Here is a 12,248-nt window from a genome sequence, read left to right as displayed (position 1 = left end):
ACCGCGGTGACTTCGAGGAGCGCCTGAAGAAGGTGCTCAAGGAGATCCGCACCCGGGGCGACATCATCATCTTCATCGACGAGATCCACACGCTCGTCGGTGCGGGTGCTGCCGAGGGCGCCATCGACGCGGCGAGCATCCTCAAGCCGATGCTCGCCCGCGGTGAGCTCCAGACGATCGGGGCGACGACGCTCGACGAGTACCGCAAGCACATCGAGAAGGACTCGGCGCTCGAGCGCCGCTTCCAGCCGATCCAGGTGATGGAGCCGACGCTCCCGCACACGATCGAGATCCTCAAGGGCCTGCGCGACCGCTACGAGGCGCACCACCGCGTCACCATCACCGACAGCGCGCTCGTCGCGGCCGCCAACATGGCCGACCGCTACATCAACGACCGCTTCCTCCCCGACAAGGCGATCGACCTCATCGACGAGGCGGGCGCGCGCCTGCGCATCCGCCGGATGACCGCGCCGCCGGACCTGCGTGAGTTCGACGAGCGGATCGCGCACCTCGTGCGTGAGAAGGAGTCGGCCATCGACGGGCAGGACTTCGAGCGGGCTGCCCGGGTCCGTGACGAGGAGAAGAAGCTGCGCGCCGAGAAGGCCGAGCGCGAGGCCCAGTGGAAGTCCGGCGACATGGACGTCGTGGCCGAGGTCGATGACGAGCTCATCGCCGAGGTCCTCGCGGCCAGCACCGGCATCCCGGTCTTCAAGCTGACCGAGGAGGAGTCGAGCCGACTGCTCCACATGGAGGACGAGCTGCACAAGCGGATCGTCGGCATGAACGACGCCGTCAAGGCGCTGTCCCAGGCCATCCGGCGCACCCGTGCCGGGCTGAAGGACCCGCGTCGTCCGGGCGGGTCGTTCATCTTCGCCGGACCGACCGGTGTCGGCAAGACCGAGCTCGCCAAGACGCTCGCCGAGTTCCTCTTCGGCAGCGAGGACGCGCTCATCAGCCTCGACATGTCCGAGTTCTCCGAGAAGCACACGGTGAGCCGCCTCTTCGGCTCCCCGCCCGGCTACGTCGGCTACGAGGAGGGCGGCCAGCTGACCGAGAAGGTCCGCCGCAAGCCGTTCTCCGTCGTCCTCTTCGACGAGGTCGAGAAGGCCCACCCGGAGATCTTCAACTCGCTGCTGCAGGTCCTCGAGGACGGCCGCCTGACCGACTCCCAGGGTCGGATGGTCGACTTCAAGAACACCGTCATCATCATGACGACCAACCTCGGCACGCGCGACATCTCCAAGGCGAGCATGGGCTTCTCTGCCGGGCCCGACACCCGCTCGGACTACGAGCGGATGAAGGCGAAGGTGACCGACGAGCTCAAGCAGCACTTCCGGCCTGAGTTCCTCAACCGGGTCGACGACACGATCGTCTTCCCGCACCTGACCCGCGAGGAGATCACCCAGATCGTCGACCTGGAGATCGCCAAGCTCGACAAGCGGCTCAAGGACAAGGACATGGGCATCGAGCTCACGCCTGCGGCCAAGGACCTGCTGGCCAAGAAGGGCTACGACCACGTGCTCGGTGCGCGGCCGCTGCGCCGCACCATCCAGCGCGAGATCGAGGACGCCCTGTCCGAGAAGATCCTCTACGCCGAGTTCACGTCCGGCCAGTACATCAAGGTCGACACCGAGGGCGAGGGCAAGGACGAGAAGTTCACCTTCTCCGACATGGCCCACCCCGGTCACCGGCCGGCCGACGACCTTCCGGAGCTGCCGGAGAGCCCCGCGCTCGACGAGGCCCTCGGTGGGGAGTTCGTCGCGGTGCCCGACCCGACCCGCGACGTGACCGGCCACGCCGGACCGTCGACGTCGTCCGGCACCGAGACGGCCTGACCGGCACGACGACCGCACGACACCCGCGAAGGGGCCGAGGACATCGTCCTCGGCCCCTTCGTTCCCCTCCCCCTCCACGTCATACCCGGGTCGTACGCGCGCATCACACCTTGAGACCGTCGTTTGATGTCAGAACGCCCGGTCGCGGCGAGGCTGGGCACCATGGCACAGACCCAGACACCCCCAAGCCGTATGCCGCTGGGCGCGCACGCGCACGCCCCTGACCTCCCCGCCTCCGACGGGCACCTCGTCGCGCGGGCGCTCGTCATGCGATACGGATCCGAGCCGCGACGTGCGGACGAACGCGCTGACGGCGTCGCGGTTGACGTGCCCGCACTGGGAGGCGTCGACCTCACGATCGCCGCCGGGGAGAGCGTGGCCGTCATGGGACCGAGCGGATCCGGCAAGACGACGCTGCTCCACGTCCTGGCCGGGATCCTCCAGCCGACGGGCGGACAGGTCCTCTGGAGCGGCCGGGACCTGGCCCGGCTGGGCGACGCCGAGCGGACCCGCCTGCGCCGGGAGGACTTCGGTTTCGTCTTCCAGCAGGGCATGCTCCTGCCCGAGCTGCCGGCCGTCGAGAACGTCGCCCTTCCCCTGATGCTCGCCCGCACGCGCCGGTCCAAGGCTGTCGCCCGGGCGACGGCACTCTTCGAGCCTCTCGGGCTGGCCGGGCTGGAGCGGCGCAGGCCGGGAGAGCTCTCCGGTGGGCAGGCCCAGCGGGTCGCCATCGCTCGTGCCCTCGTCGGTCGTCCGGGTGTCGTCTTCGCGGACGAGCCGACGGGAGCCCTCGACCAGGTGACGAGCGCCGAGGTCATGCGTCACCTCACCAGCCTGACGGCGCACACGGGTGCGTCCCTCGTCGTCGTGACCCACGACGAGAACGTCGCGGCATGGTGCTCGCGCATCGTGCGGATGCGGGACGGCCGCATCGAGAGTGCCGAGGTGCGGGCATGAGCGCGGCCCTGTCGATCTGGTGGCGCCTGCGGTCCGCGGACGTCGAGAGGGACCGCGTTCCGGGGCTGCTGTCCGTGATCGCCTTCGCCGTGGCGACCGGGGCGCTGCTCGTCAGCCTCAGCGGTCTGAACGCCTTCGAGGCCAGGAACGCCGGCGATGTCTCGGCGGCGGGTGCGGCGGAGGCGACCATCGGCGAGACCTACGTGACGCTGGCCTGGATCGCGGTGACCTGCCTGGTCGTCCCGATCCTCACCCTCGGTGGCGTGGCGGCCCGGCTGGCCATCGCCCGTCGCGACCGACGACTCGCGGCCCTGCGCCTCAGCGGCGCGACCTCCGGCCAGGTCACCGTGATGACGCTGGCGGAGGCCACCACGCAGGCCCTCGTCGGGGCCGTGGCCGGAGTGCTTCTCTATGCCGCGGCCCTGCCGCTCGTCGCCCGACTGAGCTTCCAGGGACGGACCTTCGAACTGCACGAGCTCGTCCTGCCGATCGGTCAGCTCGTGCTCGTCATCGGGGTGGTCGTCGTCGTGGCCGTCCTGTCCGGGCTCTCGTCCCTCGCCAAGGTCGTCGTGGGTCCCCTCGGGGTGGCGGCGCGGACCACGCCCCGGCGGCTGAGCCTGCTCCGGGTCGTCGTGGCGGTGGTCGTGTTGGCGGCCTGGTTCGCGGCGATGAGCACGATGACGCGGCCGCAACGCGCCATCGTCGTCCTCCTCCTCGCGGCGATGATCCTCGCGATCAACGCCGTGGGCCCGTGGTGCGTCATGGTGTCCGGAAGGATCGCCGCTCGCCTCGCCCCCACCTCCGCGGTGCTGCTGGCGGCCCGCCGCATCGTCGACGACCCGCGCAGCACGTGGCGGGCCGTGGGCGCCCTGGGCCTCGGCATCCTCGTCACGGGGGTGACGACCCTCGCCACGTCCGAGGCGACGATGCAGCAGGCGGCCGATGCGGTCATGGCCCGCGACCTCGCGACGGGCGCGATGGTGACCCTGACGATCATCACCGTCATCGCCGCCACCTCGACGGGAGTGGTCCAGGCGGCACGGGTGCTCGACCAGCGGGATCAGTACCGTGCGCTCTCCCTCGCGGGTACGTCCCTGTCCACCCTCCACCGCGCCCGGGCGCACGAGATCGGGCTGCCTCTGGCCGTGACGGTCGTCCTGTCCGCTGGCTTCGTGCTCGCGCTCATCCTGCCCTTCGCGAATCTCATCGACGCGCGGGCCGTCATCCAGTTCCTCGCGGCGACGGTGGTGGCCGCCCTGACGATGATGCTGTCCGTCGCTGCCTCGCGAAGCCTGGTGCGGAGGGCGGTGAGCGAGGCGCGCTGAGGTCGTCGTCTACGGTTTCCCTGTGAGACCCGGACCCACCCGCGCCCGCCCCCTGGCCGCCCTGACCTCGATGGCCACCGCGATGGTCACCGCGGCGGCCCTGCTGGCCGCGTGCACGGGGGATCCCGAGCCGCGCGCCGGCAGCGCCGCCCCGACAGCCGGTGCGGGCGCGCCCGGGGCGACCGCCACGCCCAGCCCGACCCCGCCCGTCGAGGGTGCGCCGGCGGACCTCACCGCCCTCGTCGAGCGTCTCTACGCCGGCAAGGACCTCGGACGGGCCGCCAACGCCGAGACGACCAGGGCCCTGGCCACAGGCAGCACACGCAGCGGCGGGGGTTCGGCAGGTGGCGGCGTCCCGGCTGACGCGAGGGCCGCCGTCGGCTCATGGTTCGGCACGCCGATCGCCGTCGTCACGGCCGGCGAGGACGTGACGCTCGCGGTCGGGAAGAGGTGGCAGGTCGTCGGGGGCTGGTGGCCATCGCTCGGCGTCGACGCCCCCGTCGTCGGCGGAGGCCCGCGCTGGGTGCTCGCCGTCGGGTCCGACGCGCGGCGCGGTCAGGACCTCGCCCGGTCACGTGCCGACACCCTGCAGGTCGTGGGGCTCGACGGCAAGGGCGGGGGCGGAGTCATGGGGATCGCTCGGGACCTCTGGGTGACGCTGAGCACCGGCGGTAAGGGCAAGATCAACTCGGCCATGGCGCTGGGCGGCCCGCAGGCGCAGCTCCGCACCGTGCGCGCCGCCACCGGCCTGCCGATCGAGGGCTACGCGGTCATCGGCTTCGAGGGGTTCACCACGCTCATCGACGACCAGGGAGGCATCCCCATCGTCGTCCCCGAGACCGTCGACGCCTCGCACGCGCGCATCGTCATCGAGAAGGGCCCGCAGGTCCTGAGCGGCAAGGAGGCTCTCGCCTATGCCCGCGAGCGCAAGACACTGCCCGACGGGGACTTCGGCCGTTCCCGCCACCAGGGCCAACTCCTTCTCGCGGCGGCGGTCAAGGCCAAGCTGGCGGGGCCGATCGCGGTTCCCGGCGCGCTGACGAGCTTCAGCGAGGTGGGCCGGAGCGACCTCACGGCCGAGGAGATGCTCACCTTCGCGGCCGGCCTCTACCGCGTCAACCCCACGCAGGTCGGGCGTGGCGTCGCGGCCGGACCCTTCGGGTGGGCCGGGTCGCAGTCCATCGTCGTCCTCGGCGACCAGGCCAGACGCCTGTTCGCCTCCTTCGAGGACGGGAACCTCTCGTGACGGGCACACCGCTCGACGACGTGACGATCCGGCGAGCACGCACCGCTGACATCCGGGGCATCCGGGCGCTCGTCGCACCACTCGCCGAGCGCCGTGTCCTCGTGAGCAAGGAGGCCGTGACCTACTACGAGTCCGTGCAGGAGTTCCGCGTGGCCGAGCGCGGGGGCAGCCTCGTCGGCTGCGGCGCCCTGCACGTCATGTGGGAGGACCTCGCCGAGATCCGCACCCTCGCGGTGGCCGACGAGCTGCTCGGCACCGGTCTCGGCGGCCGACTCCTCGAGGCGCTCGTCGAGGACGCCCGCGAGCTCGGGGTCCGCAGGCTCTTCTGCCTCACCTTCGAGGTGCCGTTCTTCACGCACCACGGGTTCGAGGCCATCGAGGGACAGGCGGTCTCGGCCGAGGTCTACGCCGAGCTGCTCCGCTCCTACGACGAGGGCGTCGCGGAGTTCCTCGACCTCGAGCGGGTCAAGCCCAACACGTTGGGAAACACGAGGATGCTGCGGAGTCTCGAGTAGCTCGCGCCCGTTCCAGCCCGTATGCCGCTGGGCCGGCTTCCAGCGCAGGCCGACTCAGCGGCATACCCCCTCTGCGTGCACCGGTCATGCGGGAGCTCAGGGTGTTGCGGCGGGGGGCCGCGTGCGGGACATCTTGTAGATCCGGCGGACGACGTCCTCGATGTCGGGCTCCTCGATGGTCAGGTCACGCACCTCGGCGCGACGGGAGACCTCGGCGAGCACCGCCGCGGCCGTCGTGGCCTCGGGGTCGAAGGCGAGGCGCTGGCGCAGGCCGTCGGACTCGGACCCGACGAGCCGGGTGCTGGCCACGTCGTCGAGCGGCGGGGTGGGCACGGCGAGGTCGATGACGAGGCGCCGCTCCGCGCCGACGGTGGCCGCGAGACCCGGGAGCGTGCCGTCGAAGGCGAGGCGCCCGTGGTCGACGACGAGCACGCGGTCGCAGAGCCGCTCGATGTCGCCCATGTCGTGGGTCGTCAGGAGCAGGGTCGTGCCGCGTTCGCGGCGCTCCTCGACGAGGAACTCGCGCAGGCGCTGCTTGGAGAGCACGTCGAGCCCGATCGTCGGCTCGTCGAGGATGAGCAGCCGGGGCGAGTGGATCAGCGCGGCCGCGATCTCGGCCCGCATCCGCTGGCCGAGGGACAGGGAGCGCACCGGGGTGTCGAGCTGGGAGCCCATCTCGAGCTGGTCGACGAGCCGTTCGGTCCGGGTGTGGGCCACGGCTGGGTCGAGGCGGTGGATCGCTGCGAGGATGGTGAAGGACTCGCGCAGGGGCAGGTCCCACCACAGCTGCGACCGCTGTCCGAAGACGACGCCGACCTGGCGCGCCACGTCGATCCGGTGCCGCATCGGGTCGAGGCCGCATGTGCGGGCGAGGCCGGAGGTCGGCTTGAGGATGCCGGTGAGCATCTTGATCGTCGTCGACTTGCCGGCTCCGTTGGCTCCGATGTAGCCGACTGCCTCGCCGGGCTGCACGGCGAAGGTCATGTGGTCGACCGCTCTCGTGCGACGGGCGGCCCGTCGGAAGTCGCGGACGAGCTCCTGCGTCTCGATGATGGGGGTCTGCGTCGCGGTCATCCGCCTGCTCCTTGGTAGTGACGAGTGCCGAGCCGCCAGCACCAGCCGGCGATCAACCAGGCCAGGACTGCGGCGGCGGGGGTGCACCAGGCCAGCCAGGTCGGGGTGAGGGAGGCGCCCGGGAGGTCGAGGATCGCGACGGCGGGCAGGTAGGCGACGAAGGCGGTCGGCACGACGAACGTCCAGAAGATCCGCAGCGGGTCGGGGAAGACACGCTGCGGCTGCTGGGCGGCATAGGACCCGCCGTAGGTGAACGCGTTGGTGAACTCCGCTCCGTCGACGACGAAGAACTGGAGCCCGCCTGCCGTCGTGAAGAGTGCCGCGAAGATCGCGGTCCCGCTGATGATGCTGAGCACGAGCAGGGCGACCGTGGCGGGATCCCAGTCGATCTCGGCCACGGAGAGGGCGACGACGAGAGCGATGACGGCGACGCTGAGGCGGCCGATGCGGCGCAGCGAGATCTCACTCGACATGAACTGCGCGAGGAGGGGCAACGGTCGCACGTAGTAGGCGTCGATCGTGCCGGCGCGAATGTAGGTGGGCAGCTGGTCGAGGTGCCCGACGAGCATGTCGGCGAGCGAGAAGCAGATGTTGGACAGGGCGAAGACGAGCAGCGCCGCCGTGAAGTCGAGACCGCCGAGGAGCTCGACGTTGTGGAAGATGACCCACACCTCCGCGAGCTCGGTCAGCCCGACTCCGACGGTCCCCAGGATGTCGGTGATGAACGACGCGCGGTACTGCATCTGCGACCGCATCCGCGAGCGGAGGATGACGCGATACGGGGCCAGGGCGCTGCCCATCGACCCTGCGGCGGGACGGCGAGTCGGCTCAGCCACCCTGCACCTCCAGGTGCCGGCGGCCGCGCTGCAGCACGACCTGACCGGCCACGAGGAGGAGCACTGCCCAGACCACCTGGCTCGCGAGGGTCGACCAGATGGCGCCGCCGTCGACGCGGCCCGAGAGGATGTCGAGCGGGTTCTGGAGCATCGCGGGGAAGGGCGTCCACTGCGCGATGGTGCGCAGCCAGTCCGGGAACCACGGCACGGGCACGTAGAGCCCACAGAAGAACCCGGCCGTGATCATCCAGACCAACCGGATGCCGCGCACCTCGATGACCCAGAAGGACACGAGGCTGACGATGAAGCTGCCGGAGAAGGCGACGACCACGGCGATGCCGATCGACAGGAGGCCGAGGACCCAGGAGTCCAGCCCCGGGGGCCAGGCGAGGTCGAAGAGCAGGGCACCGATGAGCAGGGCTGGTGTGCCTCGGGCGATGAGGGTGATGCCGGCTCGGCCGAGGTCGCCGGCGAGGTAGGTGACCTGCGGGTTGAGCGGGCGGAGGAAGTCGACCGCGATGTCGCCGCTGCGCACTCGGTCGCCCACCTCCTGCGAGCCCATGAGGTTCACGGCCCCGAGCAGTGCCTGTCCCCACCACACGAAGGCGAGGACCGTGGGCGCGTCGTAGCCACCGATCTGCGCGCCCGCCGAGGTGACGGCCCCCACGAGCACGAAGGCCCGGATGAAGCCGAAGACGGAGTTGGTCGTCATCCCGGCCAGCAGGGAAAGCCGATACGTGGAGTGCCGCCGGAAGCCCGCTCTGACCAGGAGGAGGAAGGTTCTCATCGGTCAGTCGCCAACATGGCCGAAGACGCTACCCTCGCGACGACCCGGTGCCAATTGGTTTTCGTGCGCGGGTCGTCCCCGCATGCTGCCTGAAGCCGGATGCCGCTGAGTCCCTCCGCGGGTCAGTGCGGTCCCGGCCCTCCCCCAGCGCGCGGCCCTCGCGCGCTGTCCGGCCCCGAGCCGACTCCCGCATCGCGGGCGCGGGCGACGAGCTCAGCCCGCGACACGGATCCGGTCTTGGCGACGAGGGCGCTGACGTGGTTCTGGACCGTCTTGAGCGACAGGTGCAGCTCGGCGGCGATCGCAGCGTTGCCGCTCCCCCGGGCCACCAGCTCGAGCACCTCACCCTCGCGGGCCGTCAGGTCCGGGAAGGGAAGGCGCGGGCGGCCCCCGGCCGTCGCCGCCTCGACGACGGCGCGTCCCACCGTCCCGCCGAACACGGTCTCACCCTCGGCCACAGCAGCGATGGCCCGCACCACCGCACCGTGCCGCGCCCCCTTGAGCAGGTAGCCCCGTGCGCCGGCGCGGAGTGCCCGGTCCACGGACTGGGGATCGTCGTGCATCGTGAGGACGAGGACCGCGGTCCCCGGATGGTCGTTCAGCAGCTGTCGGGTCGCACCCCCGCCGTCGAGGCCCGGCATGTCCAGGTCGACGACGGCGACGTCGAAGGGCGTGTCCTCCGCGAGCTCGACGAGGCGTCGGCCGTCCTCCGCTGCCCCGACCACCTCGATCCCGTCCGCCGAGTCGAGGAGCAGCCGTAGTCCTTCGAGGAAGACGGGATGGTCGTCGGCGATGAGGACCCTGATGCTCATGCCGGCGCTCCGGGCAGGACCGCCGTGACGACCGTGCCGCCACCGGGTGCGTCGTGGATGCGCACGGCGCCGCCGAGCGCGTCGGCCCGAGCGGCCATGCCGCGGCGTCCGACTCCTGCCGGGTTGCCTCCGAGACCGACCCCGTCGTCCGTGACCTGGAGGTGCAGTTCGCCGTCCGTCACGTGGAGCCGGACGTCACACCGGCCGGCTCGGGCGTGGCGCATCACGTTGCGCAGGGCCTCGGCGACGATGCGGTAGGCGGCGACCTCCGTCGCGGGGTCGAGGTCGGGAAGTGCTCCCGTCGAGAGGGTCACCGACGTGGTCGCACCGTCGTAGGAGCGGACGAGGCCGCTCAGCGCCTCGCCGAGCTGCTGCTCGGCGAGGGGTGCCGGGCCCAGCTCGTCGATGAGCCGCCGGACCTCGACGAGGGCGCCCTCCGCGTCCGCCTCGATCGACGAGAGCACCTCGTCGACCCGCCCGGAGTCGGTCGCGGAGGCGACGAGCCGCCGTGCGGCCTCGGCGCGCATCGAGATCGACCCGAGGAGAGGTCCAACCGAGTCGTGCAGCTCCCTCTGGAGCCGGGTGCGCTCCTCGGCCCTGACGCGGTGGAGCCGGTCGAGCCGGCGCCCGACCTCGACGCCCCACAGGCCGTGTCGGGCGATGGCGAAGACGACGGTGGCGGGCAGGACGAGGTAGGCGAGCCCTTCGACGAAGGATGCCGGCCCCGGACCCGCGTCGAGGAGTGCGCCAGAGACGAGGACGGCCACGGCGACGAAGGCGACGAAGGCCAGGGCGGCTGCCACCCAGCGCAGCTGGCGGCGCTCCACGTCAGTCGCCCGGCGCCAGCGCAGCGCCGGGCCTGCGAGGCTGACGAGGACCGCCACCGGCAGGACGGCGAAGAGGCCGCTGAGCGCGCCGTCGAGCACGGGGGCGAGTGGCTCCAGACCGAAGGGGTTGTCGTGGTGATCGAGGGGTTCTGCACCCAGCGGACCGGGGAGGACGGCCGTGACGACGACGAGCACAGCGGCATACGCCACGAGCGCCCGCTCGACGTGGCGCCAGCGGGGGCTGGGAAGCCCACCCGTCGGGAACCGGAGGAAGAGCACGAGCGCGCAGGCCTGCCCGGGGATCCACGACCAGTTCGTCAGCCACCCGAGCCACGGGGCGCTTGCGTGTCCGGCACTGTCGGCGACGAAAGCCACGGCGTACGTGGCGCGCCCGAGGGCGTTGGCGAGGCCGGTCCCGACGAGGAGCCATCCCATCGTGGACGGCCCCTGCCACAGGACCGCGGCACCGGCCGCTGCCAGCAACATCATCCCGGTGACGAAGAGGGCGGTGGCCACGCGGCCGTCGACTCCCTCGACCGGCGTGATGGGCAGCGTGGCCATCGAGTAGAGCGTCGCCGCGACGCTGAGACCGGTCGCCGAGACTGCTGCGAGGGCGACGTGACGCCGCTGGGCCTCGCCGAGGCGGACGCGGTCCCGCCCCGGCGAGGTCGCCCGCGCTGCCCAGGTGAGGTCGGCCGTCACGAGCCCGAGTCTAGGGAGGGCCGACCGGCGGAGGGGCACCTTCAGTGAACCGTGACGGCCACGGTGGCGCGGCTCGCGGCAGGGGCTGGTCGTCGGGCAGCCACCCCGGCCCAGAGCAGCGCAGTTCCGATGAAGACGTTGGACACCGGACCCAGGACGGGGACGATGACGGCCCCGACGAGCAACAGCGCGGCTGCCGGGCGCGGGAAGACGCGGCGGCGCCACGCCACCACGGCGAGCGTGGCCGTGCCGATCATCGCGACGACACCCGACCCGAGCAAGGGCACGAGCAGTCCTGCGTCGGGCGGGCTGTCGAGGAGGGCCGGCACCTCCCGACCGAGGTAGGGCACGAAGAACGCCTCGGCGAATCGCGCACACGCGTCCAGGCAGACGCCGACGGCGGCCACGATCCCGGCCCAGCCCACCCCGCGGATCCGCGGGTAGAGCTGGCCGAGCGCGACGAGGCACGCGGTCCAGACGACGTAGTGGGCCAGGTGGAGCGACGTCTGCGACGACACCGAGTAGGGCGTGCCGGTGTCGGTGAACATGCTGGTGCCGAAGGGCACGGCATTGACGAGCAGCAGTCCGCCGACGATGGCGAGTGGGATGGCGGGCAGCTGCCTCGCGGGGTTGGTGGACTCTGTTGGGCCGGGCATTGTTCCTCCTCTGGGGTGCTGGAGGTTCCACCCTCGGCCCCCGGGTTTCCCGGGCGCATGGGGTGGGACTCCCGACCTTTCCCGGTTTGCGTGCGCGGGCGGACGGCACCTCGGGCCGTATGCCGCTGGGCTGGCTCTGCCTGTCAGGTTCCGTTGTACTGCAGGAAGATTCACGCCGAATCAACACCGGAAAACGGTTGCGCCGGGCTCGAACATGTGATCGAATTGTCCTGTTGGTCCGAGATGCCCAGACCCGTGGCGCCGGGCCATCACCACACCCCTGGGACTCGTCGCGCGAGGGAGGACGCCCGGTGCCGCACCCGACCACCGACCCGGCCCCACCTGCCACCGCGCGGCAGGGCACCGCGCGGCAGGGCAGCGACCCGGCCGGACCGTGGGAGGACAGGTGGGACCCCGAGCGGGGTGGCGGGTTCGCGTGGCAGTGGGACCCGGCCGAGCTGGCCCGGTTCGAGCAGTGGCACGAGCAGACCCTGGCCCGGCAGCTGGCCCAGGCCGCGGCCCTGCCCGACCCGTTCGAGCCGTTCGAGCCGGCCTTCCCGCTCGAGCGGGACGACCTGCTCGAGCCGACCGGGCCGTCCGGGGCGGCGGGGCCGTCCGGGGCGGACGGGCCGGACGGGGACGGGAGCACGGGGCTCGGGCCCAGCCTGCAGGACGC

The 12,248-nt window shown here is 71.8% G+C and carries 11 protein-coding genes and 1 pseudogene; 6 read left to right on the top strand and 6 right to left on the bottom strand.

The features are described 5' to 3' along the window. The 5 genes from LOY02_RS14510 to LOY02_RS14490 all read left to right on the top strand — a co-directional run. A partial coding sequence (locus LOY02_RS14510; RefSeq protein WP_317183074.1) for an ATP-dependent Clp protease ATP-binding subunit occupies nt 1-1,835 on the top strand: 1,835 nt, incomplete at its 5' end. A 162-nt stretch (nt 1,836-1,997) separates the two neighbouring features. Beyond that, nucleotides 1,998-2,792, top strand: coding sequence for an ABC transporter ATP-binding protein (locus tag LOY02_RS14505; protein WP_317183073.1), 795 nt, complete (start codon nt 1,998-2,000; stop codon nt 2,790-2,792). After that, the gene (locus LOY02_RS14500) at nt 2,789-4,117 is read left to right on the top strand and encodes an FtsX-like permease family protein (RefSeq protein WP_317183072.1); all 1,329 of its coding nucleotides are present in this window, start codon (nt 2,789-2,791) and stop codon (nt 4,115-4,117) included. Before LOY02_RS14505 ends, LOY02_RS14500 begins: the two co-directional genes overlap by 4 nt. 22 nt (nt 4,118-4,139) lie before the next feature. Next, a complete protein-coding gene (locus LOY02_RS14495) occupies nt 4,140-5,363 on the top strand; it encodes an LCP family protein (protein ID WP_317183071.1) in 1,224 nt (407 codons plus the stop codon). After that, nucleotides 5,360-5,878: an amino-acid N-acetyltransferase gene (locus LOY02_RS14490; protein ID WP_317183070.1), complete on the top strand. Its 519-nt coding sequence runs from the start codon at nt 5,360-5,362 to the stop codon at nt 5,876-5,878. Before LOY02_RS14495 ends, LOY02_RS14490 begins: the two co-directional genes overlap by 4 nt. Before the next feature lie 96 nt (nt 5,879-5,974). Here LOY02_RS14490 and LOY02_RS14485 read toward each other — a convergent pair whose 3' ends face one another. The 6 genes from LOY02_RS14485 to LOY02_RS14460 form a co-directional block, all read right to left on the bottom strand. Beyond that, the gene (locus LOY02_RS14485) at nt 5,975-6,952 is read right to left on the bottom strand and encodes an ATP-binding cassette domain-containing protein (protein WP_317183069.1); all 978 of its coding nucleotides are present in this window, start codon (nt 6,950-6,952) and stop codon (nt 5,975-5,977) included. Continuing rightward, nucleotides 6,949-7,788 carry an ABC transporter permease gene (locus LOY02_RS14480; RefSeq protein ID WP_317183068.1) on the bottom strand — a complete coding sequence of 280 codons (840 nt, stop codon included), beginning with the start codon at nt 7,786-7,788 and terminating at the stop codon, nt 6,949-6,951. The genes LOY02_RS14485 and LOY02_RS14480 overlap by 4 nt, the downstream gene beginning before the upstream one ends. Next, on the bottom strand, nt 7,781-8,500 hold the full coding sequence (locus LOY02_RS14475; RefSeq protein WP_317183067.1) for an ABC transporter permease: 720 nt from the start codon (nt 8,498-8,500) through the stop codon (nt 7,781-7,783). Before LOY02_RS14475 ends, LOY02_RS14480 begins: the two co-directional genes overlap by 8 nt. Before the next feature lie 197 nt (nt 8,501-8,697). Continuing rightward, the gene (locus tag LOY02_RS14470) at nt 8,698-9,387 is read right to left on the bottom strand and encodes a response regulator transcription factor (protein WP_317183066.1); all 690 of its coding nucleotides are present in this window, start codon (nt 9,385-9,387) and stop codon (nt 8,698-8,700) included. Then, nucleotides 9,384-10,916, bottom strand: a complete 1,533-nt coding sequence (locus LOY02_RS14465) for a sensor histidine kinase (RefSeq protein ID WP_317183065.1) — start codon at nt 10,914-10,916, stop codon at nt 9,384-9,386. Before LOY02_RS14465 ends, LOY02_RS14470 begins: the two co-directional genes overlap by 4 nt. A 41-nt stretch (nt 10,917-10,957) precedes the next feature. Then, nucleotides 10,958-11,572: a hypothetical protein gene (locus tag LOY02_RS14460; protein WP_317183064.1), complete on the bottom strand. Its 615-nt coding sequence runs from the start codon at nt 11,570-11,572 to the stop codon at nt 10,958-10,960. 311 nt (nt 11,573-11,883) lie between these two features. Here LOY02_RS14460 and LOY02_RS14455 point away from each other — a divergent pair. Next, nucleotides 11,884-12,248, top strand: a pseudogene (locus LOY02_RS14455) (hypothetical protein); the annotation flags it as partial.

Source organism: Intrasporangium sp., from assembly GCF_032907665.1.
In the GTDB taxonomy this organism is placed as follows: Bacteria; Actinomycetota; Actinomycetes; order Actinomycetales; family Dermatophilaceae; genus Intrasporangium.
This window is presented reverse-complemented; position numbering and strand designations above follow the sequence as displayed.

Bases quoted from the DNA above. Each gene is read 5' to 3' on its own strand.
- LOY02_RS14505 (WP_317183073.1), top strand. From the start codon at position 1,998: ATGGCACAGACCCAGACACCCCCAAGCCGTATGCCGCTGGGCGCGCAC.
- LOY02_RS14500 (WP_317183072.1), top strand. From the start codon at position 2,789: ATGAGCGCGGCCCTGTCGATCTGGTGGCGCCTGCGGTCCGCGGACGTC.
- LOY02_RS14485 (WP_317183069.1), bottom strand. From the start codon at position 6,952: ATGACCGCGACGCAGACCCCCATCATCGAGACGCAGGAGCTCGTCCGC.
- LOY02_RS14475 (WP_317183067.1), bottom strand. From the start codon at position 8,500: ATGACGACCAACTCCGTCTTCGGCTTCATCCGGGCCTTCGTGCTCGTG.
- LOY02_RS14470 (WP_317183066.1), bottom strand. From the start codon at position 9,387: ATGAGCATCAGGGTCCTCATCGCCGACGACCATCCCGTCTTCCTCGAA.
- LOY02_RS14460 (WP_317183064.1), bottom strand. From the start codon at position 11,572: ATGCCCGGCCCAACAGAGTCCACCAACCCCGCGAGGCAGCTGCCCGCC.